The following is a 16,862-nucleotide window of genomic DNA, read 5'->3' on the forward strand; positions in this document are numbered from 1 at the left end:
TGCTGAGGGCGGCACGCTCGTCGTGCCGCGGGTTCTTCGTGAAGGGCGGGCGCCGGCCTTCGTCAGGACATTCCCGCGAAGGCGCGGTGCTACGGTCGTTCGCGCCGGGTGAAATGCCGATCAACCGGGGTGAGCCCACATGGAGCGGTGGGCGCCGCGATGGCCGCGAAAACCCGCAGTGTAGCGCCGTTGGCGCCGCACGCGGGCGAGTGGGGCGGGCTTAGTGCTTGCCTTCGGTCTTGGCGTCGTGCTTGCGGTTCAATGCGCGATAGCCGATGTCGCGGCGATATTGCATGCCGTCGAACGAAATCTGGTTGATCGTCTCGTACGCGACCGACTGCGCGCTGCGCACCGAATCCGCCAGACCGACCACACACAGCACACGGCCGCCCGAGGTGGTCAGCTTGCCGTCCGCCAGCGTGGTGCCGGCGTGGAAAGTGACCGAATCGCCGGTTTCCGCCGGGATATCGCTGATCCGGTCACCCTTGCGCGGCGTGTCCGGATAGTTGTACGCGGCGAGCACCACGCCGAGCGCGGTACGGCGGTCCCATTCGAGTTCGATCGTATCGAGCGTGCCGGCGATGGCCTGCTCGACCACCTTCGAAAAGTCGCCTTTCAAACGCGCCATGATCGGCTGCGTTTCCGGGTCGCCCATCCGGCAGTTGAATTCGAGCGTCTTCGGGTTGCCTTGCGCGTCGATCATCAGGCCGGCGTACAGGAAGCCCGTGAAACGGATGCCTTCTTTCTCCATGCCGCGCACGGTCGGCTGGATGATTTCGCGCATCACGCGTGCATGCAGTTGCGGCGTGACGATCGGGGCGGGCGAATAGGCGCCCATGCCGCCGGTGTTCGGACCCTGGTCGGCGTCGAGCAGACGCTTGTGATCCTGGCTCGAAGCGAGCGCCAGCACATGCTTGCCGTCCACCATCACGATGAAGCTGGCTTCTTCGCCGGCGAGGAATTCCTCGATCACGACGCGTGCGCCGGCATCGCCCAGCTTGTTGTCCGACAGCATCATGTCGACGGCGGCGTGTGCTTCTTCCAGCGTTTGCGCAACCACGACGCCCTTGCCGGCGGCGAGGCCGTCGGCCTTGATCACGATCGGCGCGCCCTTGGCGTCCAGATACGCGTGGGCGGCCGCGACGTCGGCGAAGGTTTCGTACTCGGCGGTTGGGATCGCGTGACGCTTCATGAACGCCTTGGCAAAATCTTTCGAGCTTTCGAGCTGCGCGGCTTCCTTGCTCGGCCCGAAAATCTTCAACCCGCGCGAGCGGAACAGATTGACGATGCCCGCGGCGAGCGGCCCTTCCGGTCCGACCAGCGTGAACGCGATCTGTTCTTTCTCGACGAAATCGGCGAGTTCGGCCGGATCTGTAATGTCGACGTTGCGCAGACGCTCGTCCTGGGCGGTGCCGCCATTGCCGGGCGCAACGTAGACGAGCTGAACCCGCGGCGATTGCGCGAGCTTCCATGCCAGCGCATGTTCGCGACCGCCGGAACCGACGACGAGTAACTTCATGTGAATCCCCGAGACTTAAAAACCATAAACGGCTGAAGCATCACGCTCAGCCGTGGAATAACAGCGAGGTTTGCAATGGGCCCGCAGCCAGGTAGCGGCGCAGGGCACATAGCGAACCCGGGTGGTGGCGGTGCGGAAGGCCCCAACCAACGCCCGCTCTGCAGCAACGCGAGTGCTAGCCGGCGGCGCGGGCGTGTGGTTCGGTGCAGATCCACGCGCGGTGTGCCGCCGGGGCACGCTCATTCGTCGGCGATCGCGGCGTTTGTATAGACTTCCTGCACGTCGTCCAGACTCTCCAGCGCGTCGAGCAGCTTCTGCATTTTCACCGCGTCGTCGCCCGTGAATTCGACTTCCGTCTGAGGTTTCATTGTCACCTCGGCCAATTCGGCCTTGAAGCCCGCGGCTTCAAGCGCGGTCTTCACCTTCGGGAAATCGTTCGGCGGGCACAGCACTTCGATACTGCCGTCTTCGTTCGTGACGACGTCTTCAGCGCCGGCTTCGAGCGCGGCTTCCATCAGCTTGTCTTCCGGCGTGCCGGGTGCGAACAGGAACTGGCCGACGTGATCGAACATGAACGACACCGAGCCGTCCGTGCCCATGTTGCCGCCGTTCTTCGAGAACGCGTGACGCACGTCCGCTACCGTACGGGTGCGGTTGTCGGTCATGGTGTCCACGATCACCGCCGCGCCGCCGATGCCGTAGCCTTCGTAGCGGATTTCTTCGTAGTTTGCGCCATCGACACCGCCCACACCGCGTTGGATCGCACGGTTGACGTTATCTTTCGGCATGTTGGCGTCGTACGCCTTTTCGACGGCGAGTCGCAGACGCGGATTCGAGTCGATGTCGCCGCCACCCATGCGGGCCGCCACCTGAATTTCCTTGATGAGCCGCGTCCAGACCTTGCCGCGCTTGGCGTCTGCCGCTGCTTTTTTATGCTTGATGTTGGCCCATTTCGAATGACCCGCCATACTTTTCTCCGTCGCGCGCGCCAGTGGGGCGCACGCATAGTGCAATTGTCGTTGCGATGTCGGGCGCGCGGCGCTGCTGATTGCGGCCATGCGCCTCGATGTCAAACCGCTCGGCGCCGGACCGCCCGGTGTCAGGCTTTCCTCAGCTTGATCGCGCCCGGCCGGACCCGGCGAGCGGGACCGAAGGTCGGCAGCGCGGTTGGGGCGGGGCAGGACGGTCAGCGGGCGGCTCAGCGGCGCCACAGGTGCGCCGGTCCCGGCAGACCCGGCGTTAAGGCGTGATGCACCGCGTGGCAGTGCAAGTCGAGCCGCTCTTTGAGCGGATTCGAATTTTATCACGGCGCAGGGGTGCGGCAGAGAGGGGGCGAGGCGAAAGTAGGCGTCAGGCGCCTCTTTCAGTCGCGCCAGGTAGGTCGCGCATCTTTTGCAGTCGTCGTTGTGGTTGCGAATATAAACATTTTTGTTTATATTTTGCCCTGTGTTCACGAACACAGGAGGGCCGGTGAAGCAAAGCGAGTTCAGACGTTGGCTCGCTGACCAAGGGGCGACTTTCGAACAGGGCAGCAAACATTTGAAGGTGTATCTGAACGGTCGGCAGACCACACTGCCGAGGCATCCCGCTCACGAGATTTCGGAGCCGCTTCGCAAAGCAATTCTTAAGCAACTGAAATGCAAATAGAGGCAAGCCCCGCAAGGGGCTTCATCACCGCCCAGACTTTTCCCGTCAAGGGACCACGGAGAGTTACCTATGTTTCGCTATCCCGCCCGCATCGAAGCAGACGAAGCTGGCTTTACCGTTTCCTTCCGCGATATTCCGGAGGCGTTGACCTCGGGCGCAACGCTCGAAGAGGCACGCGAAATGGCGGCCGACGCGCTGGCGACGGCGATGGACTTTTACTTCGAAGACAAGCGGCAAGTTCCGTTGCCGTCAAAAGCGCGACGGGGCGAAGAACTGGTCGAGCTGCCAGCGAGCCTGGCCGCGAAAGTGCTGCTGCTCAACGAAATGCTCGCGCAAAAGGTGTCGCCTTCCGAATTGGCGAGGCGTCTTCATACGCGTGCACAGGATATCCAGCGCGTCATTGACCTTGGGCACGTCACGAAGATCGACACCATCGCGTCGGCGCTGGCCGCGCTTGGCAAGCGTCTCGAACTGTCGATTGTGCCGGCGTAGCGTGCAAATCGAGTGGTGGCGGCGCGTTGCGCGCGCCGCCCCGCTGCTTTCTTCAGCCCGCTGTCAGTTTTTCGTGCCGAACAGGCGGTCGCCTGCGTCGCCGAGACCCGGCACGATGTACGCGTGTTCGTTCAGGTGCGAATCGAGCGACGCCACGTACAGCTTGACGTCCGGATGCGCGTCCTGGAACACCTGCACGCCTTCCGGCGCGGCCACCAGCGCGAGGAACAGGATGTTCTCGCCGGCCACGTTGCGGCGCTTGAGCACGTCCACCGCGTGCACGGCCGAGTAACCGGTCGCGACCATCGGATCGCACAGAATGAACACGCGGTCTTCCAGATCCGGCAGGCGCACCAGATACTCGACCGGGCGATGGTCTTCGGCGCGATACACCCCGATGTGGCCCACGCGCGCCGACGGCACCAGTTCCAGCAGGCCGTCCGACATGCCGATGCCGGCACGCAGCACCGGCACGATCGCCAGTTTTTTGCCGGCGATCACCGGTGCGTCGATCTCGACCAGCGGCGTGGTGAGGCGGCGCGTCGTCATCGGCAGATTGCGGGTGATCTCGTAGCCCATCAGCAGCGTGATCTCGCGCAGCAGTTCGCGGAACGTGCGAGTCGAGGTGTCCCGGTCGCGCATATGCGACAGCTTGTGCTGGATCAGCGGGTGATCGAGGATGAAAAGATTGGGGAAACGGCTGTCCTGGGTCATGGCGGGGGCGCAAGCGGCGGCTAGAGGGATCGGTTTGGCGCTCCGCACGGCCTGAAAACGGCAGGCGGGAGCGCCACGGCGCAAGTTTACCGAAAGAGTGGCGCCGGAAGATACCGGAGATTGCAGTGGCCCGGCGCAGTCCGGCACCGATTCTTCTAGAATCGGGGGATTCTTTGCCACGATTGGGCAACCGCGGGACCATCCCCGCGCCACGAGTACGTCATGAGGATAGGCACATGGACATGGGAATCGCAGGACGCACCGCGCTGGTTTGCGCGGCCAGCAAGGGTCTGGGGCGCGGCTGCGCGGAAGCGCTGGCAGCCGAAGGCGTCAACCTGACGATCGTCGCGCGCACGGCTGAGACGCTGGAGGCGACCGCCGCCGAGATTCGCAAGCAAAGCGGCGTCGAAGTGAAAACGGTGGCGTGCGACATCACCACGCCCGAAGGACGCGCCGCGGCGCTTGCCGCCTGTCCGCAGCCGGACATTCTGGTTAACAACGCGGGCGGCCCGCCGCCGGGCGACTTCCGCAACTTCACGCACGAAGACTGGATTCGCGCGCTGGAGAGCAACATGCTGACGCCGATCGAGCTGATCCGCGCGACCATCGACGGGATGAGCGAGCGTGGCTTTGGGCGCATCGTCAACATCACGAGCTCGGCGGTCAAGGCGCCGATCGACGTGCTCGGCTTGTCCAACGGTGCGCGCTCGGGGCTGACCGGTTTCATTGCGGGACTGGCGCGCAGCAAGGTAGCCGCCTCGGGCGTGACGATCAACAGCCTGCTGCCGGGCCTGTTCGACACCGACCGCATCGCCACCACCTTCACCGCGCAAGCCAACGCGCAACACATTTCCGTCGACGACGCGCGCAAGCAGCGCATGAAGACGATCCCCGCCGGCCGTTTCGGCACGCGTGAGGAATTTGGCCGCGCCTGTGCGTTCCTGTGCAGCGTGCATGCCGGCTACATCACTGGGCAGAACTGGCTGATGGACGGCGGCGCCTACCCCGGTACGTTCTGAGCGCGTACGTTCTGACGCACCAGCAGCACCTTCACTACAACAACGACAATCACAACGGTTTCAGGAGTCTTACGTCATGAGCACCCGCATTGCGCTGATCGCGCACGATCACAAGAAAGACGACATCGTCAAATTGGCCGGCGAATACGTCGATACGCTCAGGCGCTGCGAGATCGTCGCGACCGGCACGACCGGCACGCGCATTGGCGACGCGCATGGCCTCACGGTCGAGCGCATGTTGTCCGGCCCGCACGGCGGCGACCTGCAGATCGGCGCGCAGCTTGCGGAAGGGCGGGTGGACATGGTGATCTTCCTGCGCGACCCGATGACGCCGCAGCCGCACGAACCGGATATCAACGCGCTGGTGCGTGCCTGCGACGTTCACAACATTCCATGCGCCACCAATATTTCGACCGCGCGAATGATTCTCGACGTACTGACCTTGCGCTTCACGCAGCGGGTCTAGGCGAACGCGGTGGTGTTTCAAGATCAATCGAAACCACAAACCAGGGAGACATGATGGTCAAAGCAATCCGTTTCGACAAAACCGGCGGCCCCGAGGTAATGAAATGGGTCGACGTCGAAGTGGGCGAGCCGGGTGCGGGCGAGATTCGCATCAAGCAGACTGCGGTCGGCCTGAACTATATCGATGTGTATTTCCGCACGGGTTTGTATCCGTTGCCGTTGCCCGGTGGCCTCGGCATGGAAGCGGCCGGTGAAGTGACGGCGGTCGGCGCAGGCGTGACCGGTCTCAAAGCGGGCGATCGCGTGGCGTACGTGGCGCGTCCGCCTGGCGCCTATGCCCAGGCGCGCGTGCTGCCGGCGGCGCAAGTCGTCAAGGTGCCGGACGCATTGAGCGACGAGCAGGCGGCCTCCGTCATGCTGCAAGGGCTGACCGCGCAATATCTGCTGCGCCGCACGTATCCGGTGAAGGCCGGTGACACAATCCTGATTCAGGCCGCGGCCGGCGGCGTCGGTCTGCTGGTTTGCCAGTGGGCGAAGGCGCTCGGCGCAACGGTGATCGGCACGGTCGGCTCCGACGAGAAAGCCGAGATCGCCAAAGCACACGGCTGCGACCACCCCATCGTCTACACGCGCGAAAACTTCACCAAGCGTGTGCGCGAGATCACCAACGGCGCGGGTGTGCCGGTGGTGTACGACTCGATCGGTAAAGACACGTTTACGGGCTCGCTCGATTGCCTTGCGCCTCTTGGATTGTTCGTGAGCTTCGGCAATGCCTCGGGACCGTTGCCGCCGATCGATTCGTCGGAATTTGCAGGACGCGGTTCGCTGTTCTTTACGCGCCCCACACTCTTCACCTATATCGCCAAACGCAGCGACTACGAGGCGATGTCCTCGGAGCTGTTCGACGTGCTGGTGTCGGGCAAGGTGAAGGCGAGCATCAATCAGCGCTACGCGCTGGCTGAGGTCGGGAAGGCGCACGCGGATCTTGAAGGGCGCCGCACCACGGGTTCGACGATTCTGTTGCCGTAAACGCGAAAGACCGCAAACCCACACCCAGCGCCACAAGGCCGTTCCATCCCACGATGGAACGGCCTTTTCCGTTTACGCGATTTTTACATCCCATCTCAGATCTTTGACCAGCCCTTTACGCGGATCGGCATAACGTTGCACCTATCCAAAGTCCGTGAATGGGGAATAAAAATGGATGTGCTGTATGTCGGGGGGATGGTGCTGTTTTTCGCGCTGACCTTTGCGTTGATTGCCGGCTGCGAGAAGTTGATGCAGTTCCGGCGTGGCCAGGGAGCTCGCTCATGACCTGGATTCTCTGGTTGTCCGGTGCGGCTACCGCGCTGCTGTTTATGTACCTGGTCTATGCGCTGTTGCGCGCGGAGGACATTGAATGAACTCGAACAATGTCCTGCAAGCGGGCTTTTTCATCGTCGTGCTGCTGGCAGCCGCGGTGCCGATGGCCCGCTATCTGAGCAATGTGATGGATGGCAGCTCGCGCGTGGTCCGTTTCGGCGGTCCTATCGAACGTCTGCTGTATCGCATCGCGGGTGTCGATCCGTCGACGGAGATGAGCTGGAAGCACTACGCCATCGCCACGATCGCGTTCAACGCGCTCGGCACGCTGTTTCTTTACGTGTTGCTGCGCGTACAAGGCTGGTTGCCGGGCAACCCGCAGCAGTTCGGCCCGATGACGGTCGACGGCGCGTTCAATACAGCGGTCAGCTTCGTGACCAACACGAACTGGCAGGATTACACGCCTGAGCAGACCGTTGGCTATCTCGCGCAGATGCTCGGCTTCACCGTCCAGAACTTCTTCTCGGCCGCCACCGGCATTGTGGTGGTGATCGCGCTGATTCGCGGCTTCGCGCGTCACACCGCGAAAACCATCGGCAACTTCTGGGTCGACCTGACGCGTGTGACGCTCTATGTGTTGCTGCCGATGTCGGCGATCATCGCTGCGTTGCTGATGAGCCAGGGTGTGATCCAGAACTTCAAGTCGTATCAGGACGTGCCGACGTTGCAAACCACCACGTACGCCGCCCCGAAGCTCGATGCACAAGGCAATCCGCTGAAGGACGCCAAGGGCAATCCGGTGACGGTCGATACGCCGGTGAAGACGCAGACCATCGCGATGGGCCCGGTTGCGTCGCAGGAAGCGATCAAGATGCTCGGCACCAATGGTGGTGGTTTCTTTAACGGCAACTCGGCGCATCCGTACGAAAACCCGACGCCGTTCTCGAACTTCGTGCAGATCTTCTCGATCCTGATCATTCCTGCGGCATTGGCGCTCGTATTCGGCCGGATGATCATGGACCGCAAGCAGGGCGTGGCCGTGCTCGCGGCGATGACGATCGCTTTCGGCGTATGCGTGTTCGGCGAAATCGGCGCGGAACAATCGGGTAATCCGGCGTTGACCGCGTTGCACGTCGATCAATCGGCGAATGCGATGCAGTCGGGCGGTAATGCGGAAGGCAAGGAAACGCGCTTCGGTATCGCGCAGTCGGGCATCTTCACGGTCGCCACAACGGCGGCTTCGTGCGGCGCTGTAGCCAACACGCACGACTCGCTGACGCCGATCGGCGGCCTCTACCCGATGCTGCTGATGCAACTCGGCGAAGTGATCTTCGGCGGCGTGGGTTCCGGTATGTACGGCATGCTCGTGTTCGCACTGCTGGCCGTGTTCGTGGCAGGCCTGATGATCGGTCGTACGCCTGAATACGTCGGCAAGAAGATCGAAGCGTACGAGATGAAGATGGTGTCGATCGTGGTGCTGCTCACGCCGCTGCTGGTGCTGGTGGGCACGTCGATCGCGGTACTGACTGATGCGGGTAAAGCGGGCATCGCTAACCCCGGTGCGCACGGCTTTTCCGAAATCCTCTACGCGTTCAGCTCGGCCGCGAATAACAACGGTAGCGCCTTCGCAGGCCTGACGGTGAGCACGCCGTTCTACAACTGGCTCACGGCCATCGCGATGTGGTTCGGCCGCTTCGGCACGATCATTCCGGTGCTGGCGATTGCCGGTTCGCTGGCTTCGAAGAAGCGCATCGGTGTGACCGGCGGCACGCTGCCGACTCATGGCCCGCTGTTCGTCGTGCTGCTGCTGGGCACGGTGCTGCTGGTCGGTGCGCTGACTTATGTGCCTGCGCTTGCGCTCGGACCTGGTGTCGAACATCTGATGATGATGGGCGCCCATTGAGGCGGCCCGTTGACATGACACCAGCGACCAACGAGTGAACAGGCGCAAACGGGAAATTCGAGGATTCAATGACTGAACATAATGCAACCAGGTCCATGTTCGACCCGGCGCTGCTGCGCCCGGCGATCGTGGACTCCTTCAAGAAGCTCACGCCGCGCACGCAGTTCCGTAACCCGGTGATGTTCTGCGTGTACGTCGGCAGTATTCTGACGACCATTTTGTGGATCGCCGCGCTCGGCGGTCAGGCGGAGGCGCCCGCGGGCTTCATTCTCGCGGTCACCTTGTGGCTGTGGTTCACGGTGCTGTTCGCGAACTTCGCGGAAGCGCTTGCCGAAGGCCGTTCCAAGGCCCAGGCAGCGTCGCTGCGCAGCGCGAAGAAAGACGTGATGGCCAAGAAGCTCAACGAGCCGCATCCGAAGTCGCCGATCCGCATTCTGACGGCGTCCGATCTGCGTAAAGGCGACGTTGTGCTGGTCGAAACCGGCGACGTGATTCCGGCTGACGGCGAAGTGATCGACGGTGTTGCGTCGGTTGACGAATCGGCGATCACGGGTGAATCCGCACCGGTGATCCGCGAGTCGGGCGGCGACTTTTCGTCGGTGACGGGCGGCACGCGCGTGCTGTCGGACTGGATCGTCGTGCGTGTCACGGCGAATCCGGGCGAAGCCTTCCTTGACCGCATGATCGCGATGGTCGAAGGCGCCAAGCGTCAGAAAACGCCGAACGAAATCGCGCTGACGATTCTGTTGGTCGCGCTGACCATCGTGATGTTGCTGGCGACCGCCACGCTGCTGCCGTTCTCGATGTTCTCCGTCGAAGCTGCAAAAGCCGGTCACGTGGTCACGATTACCGCGCTGGTCGCGCTGCTGGTGTGTCTGATTCCGACCACCATCGGCGGACTGTTGTCGGCGATCGGTGTGGCCGGTATGAGCCGCATGATGCAGGCCAACGTGATCGCCACCTCGGGCCGTGCTGTTGAAGCCGCAGGTGACGTCGACGTGTTGCTGCTCGACAAGACCGGCACGATCACGCTCGGTAACCGCCAGGCATCGCAGTTCGTGCCGGCGCCGGGCTTGACCGAAGAAGCGCTGGCAGATGCTGCCCAGCTTTCGTCGCTCGCTGACGAAACGCCGGAAGGCCGCAGCATCGTCGTGCTGGCCAAACAACGCTTCAATATCCGTCAGCGCGATATGGCCTCGCTTCACGCTGAATTCCTCGCCTTCACCGCGCAAACGCGGATGAGCGGTGTCGATCTGCCGGGTCGTGAAATCCGTAAGGGCGCGGCCGACGCAGTGAAGAACTACGTCGAAGCAAATGGCGGCCGTTTCCCGAACGAAGTCAGCACGGCAGTGGCCGAAGTCGCACGTCGCGGCAGCACGCCGCTGGTGGTCGCCGAGAAAGGCGAGCAGGGCGCCCGCGTGCTCGGCGTGATCGAGCTGAAGGACGTGGTGAAGGGTGGTATCAAGGAGCGCTTCGCCGAACTGCGCAAGATGGGTATCAAGACCATCATGGTGACCGGCGACAACCGCCTGACCGCAGCAGCGATCGCAGCAGAAGCAGGCGTCGACGATTTCCTCGCCGAAGCCACGCCGGAAGCCAAGCTTGCCACGATCCGTTCGCATCAGGCCGAAGGCCGTCTGGTGGCGATGACCGGCGACGGTACCAACGACGCTCCGGCGCTCGCGCAGGCTGACGTCGCGGTGGCGATGAACACCGGCACGCAGGCAGCGAAAGAAGCCGGCAACATGGTCGACCTCGATTCGAATCCGACCAAGCTGATCGAGATCGTCGAGATCGGCAAGCAGATGCTGATGACGCGCGGCTCGCTCACCACGTTCTCGATTGCGAACGACGTGGCGAAGTACTTCGCGATCATCCCGGCTGCGTTCGCGACCACTTATCCGGCACTGAACGCGCTGAACGTGATGCATCTGGCCACGCCGGCTTCGGCGATCATGTCCGCGGTGATTTTCAACGCGCTGATCATCGTGCTGCTGATTCCGCTGGCGCTCAAGGGCGTGCGTTATCGCGCGCTGGGCGCGGCGATCCTGTTGCGCCGCAATCTGCTGATCTATGGTTTGGGCGGGATCATCGTGCCGTTCATCGGCATCAAGCTGATCGATATGGTGCTGGCCGCGTTCGGCTGGGTCTGAGCAGCGGCTGTTTAAGAGGAATTACTCATCATGAAAAATCTGTTCCGTCCGTTAATCGTGATCTTCGCGGTGCTGACCGCCGTCACCGGCCTCGCTTATCCCGCCGTGATGACCGCGGTCGGTCAGGCGGCCTTCAACAATCAGGCCAACGGCAGCATGCTCGAGCAGAACGGCAAGGTGGTCGGCTCGAAGTTGATCGGCCAGCAATTCGATGCGCCGCAATACTTCTGGGGCCGTCTGTCGGCCACCAGCCCGATGCCGTACAACCCGCAAGGCTCGGGCGGTTCGAACCTCGGCCCGACCAACCCGGCGTTGCTCGATGAAGTCAAAGGCCGCATCGACGCGTTGAAGGCTGCCGGCACGGATATGTCGCAGCCGGTGCCGGTCGACCTGGTGACGTCCTCGGGCAGTGGTCTCGATCCTGAGATCAGCCCGGCGGCCGCCGCGTATCAGATCGAACGCGTCGCCAAAGCGCGTAAGCTCGCCGCCAACGATGTGCAGGCACTGGTCGATCGTTATACGAGCGGCCGCCAGTTCGGCATTTTCGGTGAACCGCGCGTGAACGTGCTGCAACTGAATCTGGCGCTCGATGAGATGAAACAAGGTTGAGCGCTAGCAAGCGCTGTTGATGGCTATGATTCGAGGAGGCGGCGTCCATGCGGGGCCGCCTTCGCCATTTGCGGCGCGGCCGCTGCCGTGCCACCATGCATGCACTATCGCTCGCCTTACTATGAAAACCATTGAGCATGAACCGCCCCGATCCTGACGAACTGCTCGACAAACTGCAACGCGACGAAGAAAAGCGTCAGCGGGGCAGACTGAAGATTTTCTTCGGCGCGTCGGCAGGCGTCGGCAAAACCTATGCGATGTTGCAGGCCGCGCGGCGCCGTGCCGATGAAGGCGCGGACGTGGTGGTCGGCATCGCCGAAACGCATGGTCGTAGCGAAACCGCTGCGCTGCTCGAAGGCCTCGACGTGCTGCCGCTCGCGCATATCGAGTATCGCGGCCGCAAGCTCGGCGAGTTCGATCTCGACGCCGCGCTCGCCCGCAAGCCGCAACTGATTCTCGTCGATGAACTCGCGCATTCGAATGTGCAGGGCGCGCGGCATCTGAAGCGCTGGCAGGACGTCTACGAACTGCTCGACGCAGGCATCGACGTCTACACCACGGTCAACGTCCAGCACCTCGAAAGCCTGAACGACGTGGTCGGCCAGATCACCGGCATCCGCGTCTGGGAGACGGTGCCCGACCGCGTGTTCGATCGCGCGGACGAAGTCACGCTGGTCGACCTGCCCGCCGAGGAACTGCTCGACCGGATGCGCGACGGCAAGGTGTATTTGCCGCAGCAGGCCGAGCGCGCGGTGCGCAACTTCTTTCGCAAGGGCAACCTGATCGCGTTGCGCGAGCTGGCATTGCGCCGTACCGCCGATCGCGTCGATGCGCAGATGCGGGAATATCGCGCCGATCGTTCGATCCAGCGGATCTGGCAGGCGCGCGAGCGCTTGCTGGTGTGCGTCGGCCCCGGCCCGGAAGCACCGATGCTGGTGCGCGCGGCGGCGCGTCTCGCCGCCAGCCTGAAGGCCGACTGGATCGCCGTCTATGTGGAAACGCCCGCGCTGCAGCGCTTGCCCGACGCGCGCCGCGAACGCACGCTGAACGCCTTGAAGCTCGCCGCCGAACTCGGCGCCGAAACCGCGACGCTCGCCGGCACCGATGCGGTCGCCGCGCTGATCGGTTACGCGCAGGCTCGCAACGTCTCGAAGCTGGTGGCCGGCGCGTCGGCGCGCACCGGTCTCAAGCGCTGGCTGCGCCGGCCGCTCGGTGAGCGCATCGCCGAACGCGCGGGCGATCTCGATCTCACGCTGATTCGCGCGTCGTCGGAACGTGATGCCGCTGAACATCGCCACTTACTGAACACCACCGCCAACGCGTGGCGCGAGGCGCTGAGCACGGCGCGCGAACGCCGTTCGCCGCCGCGCGCTTATGGTTTCGCGCTGGCGATTTGCGCGGCCATTACGCTGCTGTCGAGCCAGTTGATCGATCATATCGATCTGACCAACCTCGTCATGCTGTACCTGCTCGGCGTGATCTTCACCGCCGTGAAGCTGGGACGCGGGCCGGGCGTCGTGCTGTCGTTCATGAGCGTGGCGGCATTCGATTTCTTCTTCGTGCCGCCGCGCATGTCGCTGTCGGTGTCCGATACGCAGTACCTGCTGACCTTCTTCGGCATGCTGCTGACGTCGCTCGTCATCAGCCATCTCACGTCGAGCTTGCGCCGCGAGGCGAGTGTTGCGCGGCGTCGGGAGCAACGCACCGGCGCAATGTATGCGATGGCGCGTGAGCTGGCGGCGGCGCTCACCATGGAGCAGATCGTGGGCATCGGCAGCCGGCATGTGAGCGAAGTGTTCGGCGCGCGCGTCGCGATTCTGTTGCCGGACAGCGTCGATCAGGTGAAACAGAAGATCGAGGACCCCGACGCGACGATCACGCTCGAAGGCGAGATGCTCGATATCGACGTCGGCCAATGGGTCTACGACCAGCAGAAGCCTGCCGGGCAAGGCACCGATACGCTGCCGGCCGCCGCCGCGCTGTATCTGCCGCTGAAGGCGCCGATGCGCACACGGGGCGTGCTTGCGGTCGTGATGCGCGACGAGCGCGAGCTGGACGTGCCCGAGCAGCAACGCATGCTCGACGCGTTCGCCGCGCAAATCGCGCTGGCTCTCGAGCGTGTGCACTACGTCGACATCGCACGCGATGCACTCGTCAATATGGAATCGGAGCGCTTGCGCAATTCGCTCCTCTCGGCGATTTCGCACGACCTGCGTACGCCGTTGACGACGATCGTCGGCTTCTCGTCGATGCTGGCGCAATCGCGCGAGGCGCATCCCGGTACGCAGCCGGGCGACGATCTCGTCGAAGCCATTCACGAAGAAGCGCTACGCATGACCGGCATCGTCACCAATCTGCTCGACATGGCGCGCTTGCAGGCCGGCAGCCTGCAATTGAATCAGCAGTGGACGCTCCTCGAAGAAACGGTGGGCGCCGCGTTGCGGGCCTGCAAGCGCGTGCTGGCCAATCATCCCGTACAGGTGAAGCTGCCCGCGGATTTGCCGCTGCTGCACCTTGATGCGGTGCTGATGGAGCGGCTCTTCTCGAACCTGTTCGAGAACGCTGCCAAGTACACACCACCGGACACGCCCCTGACGATCGGCGCGCAACGTCTCGACGCGGACGGCAAGTCGTTCGTACGCGTCGCCGTCGACGATAACGGACCGGGTCTGCCGGCCGGCATGGAAGCGCGTGTGTTCGAGAAATTTACGCGCGGCGAGAAAGAGTCGGCCAAGCCGGGCATCGGCCTCGGCCTCGCGATCTGCCGCGCAATCGTGGAAGCGCACGGCGGTACAATCGGCGCGCTCAATCGGATGTCCGCGGACGGCCGCGTCGAAGGCGCGCGCTTCTGGTTCACGCTGCCGGTGGAAACGCCGCCCGAAGCACCGGATGCGCTGGAAGACGAAGGCGCCGATGCCTTGCCGGACCTCGACTCAACTCTTAACCCGCGTTCCAAGCCTAGCCATGAGTGACCCGAGCATCACAGTCGTCCTGATTGAAGACGAAAAGCAGATTCGCCGCTTCGTGCGAACCGCGCTGGAAGGCGAGGGCATCGTTGTGCACGACGCCGAGACCGGCAAACAAGGTCTCGTCGAAGCCGCAACGCGCAAGCCTGATCTCGTCATCGTCGATCTCGGCCTGCCCGACACCGACGGTCTCGACGTGATTCGCGAACTGCGTGGCTGGAGCGAGCTGCCGGTCATCGTGCTGTCGGCCCGCACCCAGGAAACCGAGAAAGTTGCCGCGCTCGATGCCGGTGCGGACGATTACCTCACCAAGCCGTTCGGCGTCTCCGAACTGCTGGCGCGGATCCGCGCGCATATGCGGCGCCGCAATCAGGGCGGCGCCAATGAATCGCCGCTGGTGCGCTTCGGCGCGGTGACGGTCGATCTGGCCTTGCGTCAGGTGAGCCGCGACGGCGTGGCCGTCCATCTCACGCCGATCGAATACCGCCTGCTCGCGACACTGGTGCGCCACGCCGGCCGCGTGCTGACGCACCGGCAATTGCTGCGCGACGTGTGGGGGCCGTCGCATGTGGAGAGCCATCACTATCTGCGTATCTATATGGCGCACTTGCGCGGGAAACTCGAACGCGACCCGGCGCAGCCGGAGCATATCGTCACGGAAACCGGCGTGGGATACCGGCTGGTGGGCGCGGTTTGAGCCTGCCCGAGGGGTCCGCCGCGCCGTTGCGCGCCTTTGCGGCTCGTCGCCGCAGCAAGGTGGCACGCTATTTTGATATAATTACAGTTCGTAAGGACGACCTTGCGCACTGCTACAAACGGGGACGGCCCCATCTGACCATGGAGCTGTCTCATGTCCTGGATTCTTCTGTTGATTGCCGGTTTGCTTGAAGTCGCATGGGCGGCCGGTCTCAAAACCTCCGAAGGTTTCACCCGGCTCTGGCCGTCCGTGTTCACGATCGTGACCGCCCTCGGCAGCTTCGTTCTGCTCGCCATGGCGATGCGCCAGTTGCCGCTCGGCACGGCCTACGCCGTGTGGACGGGGATCGGCGCGGTCGGCGCATTCATCTTCGGCATTGTCATGATGGGCGAGGCCGTGACGGTCGCGCGGGTGGCGAGCGCGGCGCTGATCGTGATCGGATTGATCGGATTGAAGCTGTCGTCCGGGCATTGAGCCCTGTTGGCGGACCCGAATATCGTGTCCGCATGCGCTCAAACAGTGCGCCAACCACCTGCCATTAGAGTCCGCCATTTGTTAGTCGCTCTGCGTTCTGCGAATTAACGTGGCTATAATGAGATCGAATCCAACCTGAATTTGCCCGCGGCCTATTTGGCGCGGCCGGCTTGGCGCGGGTCTGACGACTTCGGTGCGGCGGCTCCCTTTCCAATGCCCGTCGAAGCGCCCGGCACGCACAGCGCGCCTGGAGGCGGCCATGCTTGAATCACTTTCGCTCGCTGCGGGCCTCTCATGGGGCAGCGGTCTGCGCCTCTATCTGACAGTCCTGCTGGCCGGCGTGTTCGCACGTCTCGGCTTCATCCATCTTCCCGATACGCTGTCCGCGCTGTCTTCGCCGTGGGTAATCGGTGTCGCCGGTGTACTGACGGTCACCGAATTTCTCGCCGACAAAATCCCCGCGTTCGATTCCTTATGGGACGCGATCCATACCTTTATCCGCATTCCCGCCGGCGCCGTGCTGGCGGCTGGTGCGCTCGGCCATGCCGATCCTGCGCTGCTGACGGTCGCCGCGCTCGCAGGCGGCACGCTGGCGGGCACCGCGCATCTGGCCAAAGCGGGCACGCGCGCGCTGATCAATCTGTCGCCGGAACCGGTGTCGAATGTCGTGACCTCGACCGCTGAAGACGGTCTCGTGTTCGGCGGCATGCTGCTCGCACTGTTCGTACCCCTTCTGTTCCTGGTCTTGATGGTGGGCTTCCTGATGCTGGCCGCCTGGGCGTTGCCGCGGCTGTGGCGCGGGGTGCAGGGCGGTTTTCGCGGGATGGCGACGCACATGGTGTCGCGCTTTGCCAGGAGCAGGCACGATTGAGCGATACGGGACTCGGGGTAACGGCGCGCGC

Annotated in this window: 17 protein-coding genes; 14 read left to right on the forward strand and 3 right to left on the reverse strand. The window is 63.5% G+C overall.

Translation table 11 applies throughout. The features are described from left to right. Nucleotides 1-220 precede the first annotated feature (220 nt). On the reverse strand, nucleotides 221-1,519 hold the full coding sequence (gene purD / locus M0D67_RS19310; RefSeq protein WP_154562233.1) for a phosphoribosylamine--glycine ligase: 1,299 nt from the start codon (nucleotides 1,517-1,519) through the stop codon (nucleotides 221-223). A gap of 239 nt (nucleotides 1,520-1,758) precedes the next feature. Beyond that, on the reverse strand, nucleotides 1,759-2,487 hold the full coding sequence (locus M0D67_RS19315; protein WP_054035139.1) for a YebC/PmpR family DNA-binding transcriptional regulator: 729 nt from the start codon (nucleotides 2,485-2,487) through the stop codon (nucleotides 1,759-1,761). A gap of 502 nt (nucleotides 2,488-2,989) precedes the next feature. Between M0D67_RS19315 and M0D67_RS19320 the strand changes: the two genes are divergently transcribed. After that, nucleotides 2,990-3,166, forward strand: a complete 177-nt coding sequence (locus M0D67_RS19320) for a type II toxin-antitoxin system HicA family toxin (protein WP_168435775.1) — start codon at nucleotides 2,990-2,992, stop codon at nucleotides 3,164-3,166. A 69-nt stretch (nucleotides 3,167-3,235) separates the two neighbouring features. After that, nucleotides 3,236-3,658: a type II toxin-antitoxin system HicB family antitoxin gene (locus tag M0D67_RS19325; protein WP_154562237.1), complete on the forward strand. Its 423-nt coding sequence runs from the start codon at nucleotides 3,236-3,238 to the stop codon at nucleotides 3,656-3,658. A 63-nt stretch (nucleotides 3,659-3,721) separates the two neighbouring features. Here M0D67_RS19325 and upp read toward each other — a convergent pair whose 3' ends face one another. Beyond that, nucleotides 3,722-4,372, reverse strand: a complete 651-nt coding sequence (upp, locus tag M0D67_RS19330) for a uracil phosphoribosyltransferase (RefSeq protein WP_011487457.1) — start codon at nucleotides 4,370-4,372, stop codon at nucleotides 3,722-3,724. Nucleotides 4,373-4,608: 236 nt separating this feature from the next. On the opposite strand from upp, the gene M0D67_RS19335 reads away from it, so the two are divergent. The 12 genes from M0D67_RS19335 (at nucleotide 4,609) to M0D67_RS19390 (ending at nucleotide 16,831) form a co-directional block, all read left to right on the forward strand. After that, on the forward strand, nucleotides 4,609-5,391 hold the full coding sequence (locus M0D67_RS19335) for an SDR family oxidoreductase (RefSeq protein ID WP_154562239.1): 783 nt from the start codon (nucleotides 4,609-4,611) through the stop codon (nucleotides 5,389-5,391). Between the two features lie 76 nt (nucleotides 5,392-5,467). Next, complete coding sequence (locus M0D67_RS19340) at nucleotides 5,468-5,857, forward strand: methylglyoxal synthase (protein WP_154562241.1); 390 nt, start codon at nucleotides 5,468-5,470, stop codon at nucleotides 5,855-5,857. A 53-nt stretch (nucleotides 5,858-5,910) separates the two neighbouring features. Then, a complete protein-coding gene (locus M0D67_RS19345; RefSeq protein WP_154562281.1) occupies nucleotides 5,911-6,885 on the forward strand; it encodes a quinone oxidoreductase in 975 nt (324 codons plus the stop codon). 171 nt (nucleotides 6,886-7,056) lie between these two features. After that, entirely contained in the window at nucleotides 7,057-7,170 is a 114-nt protein-coding gene (locus M0D67_RS19350) for a hypothetical protein (RefSeq protein WP_054035137.1), read from the forward strand. Further along, a complete protein-coding gene (gene kdpF / locus M0D67_RS19355; RefSeq protein WP_154562243.1) occupies nucleotides 7,167-7,259 on the forward strand; it encodes a K(+)-transporting ATPase subunit F in 93 nt (30 codons plus the stop codon). Before M0D67_RS19350 ends, kdpF begins: the two co-directional genes overlap by 4 nt. Further along, nucleotides 7,256-9,061, forward strand: coding sequence for a potassium-transporting ATPase subunit KdpA (gene kdpA, locus M0D67_RS19360; protein WP_154562245.1), 1,806 nt, complete (start codon nucleotides 7,256-7,258; stop codon nucleotides 9,059-9,061). Before kdpF ends, kdpA begins: the two co-directional genes overlap by 4 nt. Before the next feature lie 68 nt (nucleotides 9,062-9,129). Continuing rightward, entirely contained in the window at nucleotides 9,130-11,214 is a 2,085-nt protein-coding gene (gene kdpB / locus M0D67_RS19365) for a potassium-transporting ATPase subunit KdpB (RefSeq protein WP_154562247.1), read from the forward strand. Between the two features lie 30 nt (nucleotides 11,215-11,244). After that, nucleotides 11,245-11,823: a potassium-transporting ATPase subunit KdpC gene (gene kdpC, locus M0D67_RS19370; protein ID WP_154562249.1), complete on the forward strand. Its 579-nt coding sequence runs from the start codon at nucleotides 11,245-11,247 to the stop codon at nucleotides 11,821-11,823. Nucleotides 11,824-11,960: 137 nt separating this feature from the next. Beyond that, the gene (locus M0D67_RS19375; RefSeq protein ID WP_266239411.1) at nucleotides 11,961-14,795 is read left to right on the forward strand and encodes a DUF4118 domain-containing protein; all 2,835 of its coding nucleotides are present in this window, start codon (nucleotides 11,961-11,963) and stop codon (nucleotides 14,793-14,795) included. After that, nucleotides 14,788-15,486, forward strand: coding sequence for a two-component system response regulator KdpE (gene kdpE / locus M0D67_RS19380; RefSeq protein ID WP_063495267.1), 699 nt, complete (start codon nucleotides 14,788-14,790; stop codon nucleotides 15,484-15,486). Before M0D67_RS19375 ends, kdpE begins: the two co-directional genes overlap by 8 nt. A 153-nt stretch (nucleotides 15,487-15,639) precedes the next feature. Further along, nucleotides 15,640-15,960, forward strand: coding sequence for a quaternary ammonium compound efflux SMR transporter SugE (gene sugE, locus M0D67_RS19385; RefSeq protein WP_154562253.1), 321 nt, complete (start codon nucleotides 15,640-15,642; stop codon nucleotides 15,958-15,960). 259 nt (nucleotides 15,961-16,219) lie between these two features. Further along, the gene (locus M0D67_RS19390) at nucleotides 16,220-16,831 is read left to right on the forward strand and encodes a DUF4126 domain-containing protein (RefSeq protein ID WP_054034982.1); all 612 of its coding nucleotides are present in this window, start codon (nucleotides 16,220-16,222) and stop codon (nucleotides 16,829-16,831) included. The last annotated feature ends 31 nt before the right edge of the window (nucleotides 16,832-16,862 follow it).

The organism is Paraburkholderia sp. SECH4, assembly GCF_030511745.1.
GTDB classification, from domain to species: domain Bacteria; phylum Pseudomonadota; class Gammaproteobacteria; order Burkholderiales; family Burkholderiaceae; genus Paraburkholderia; species Paraburkholderia madseniana.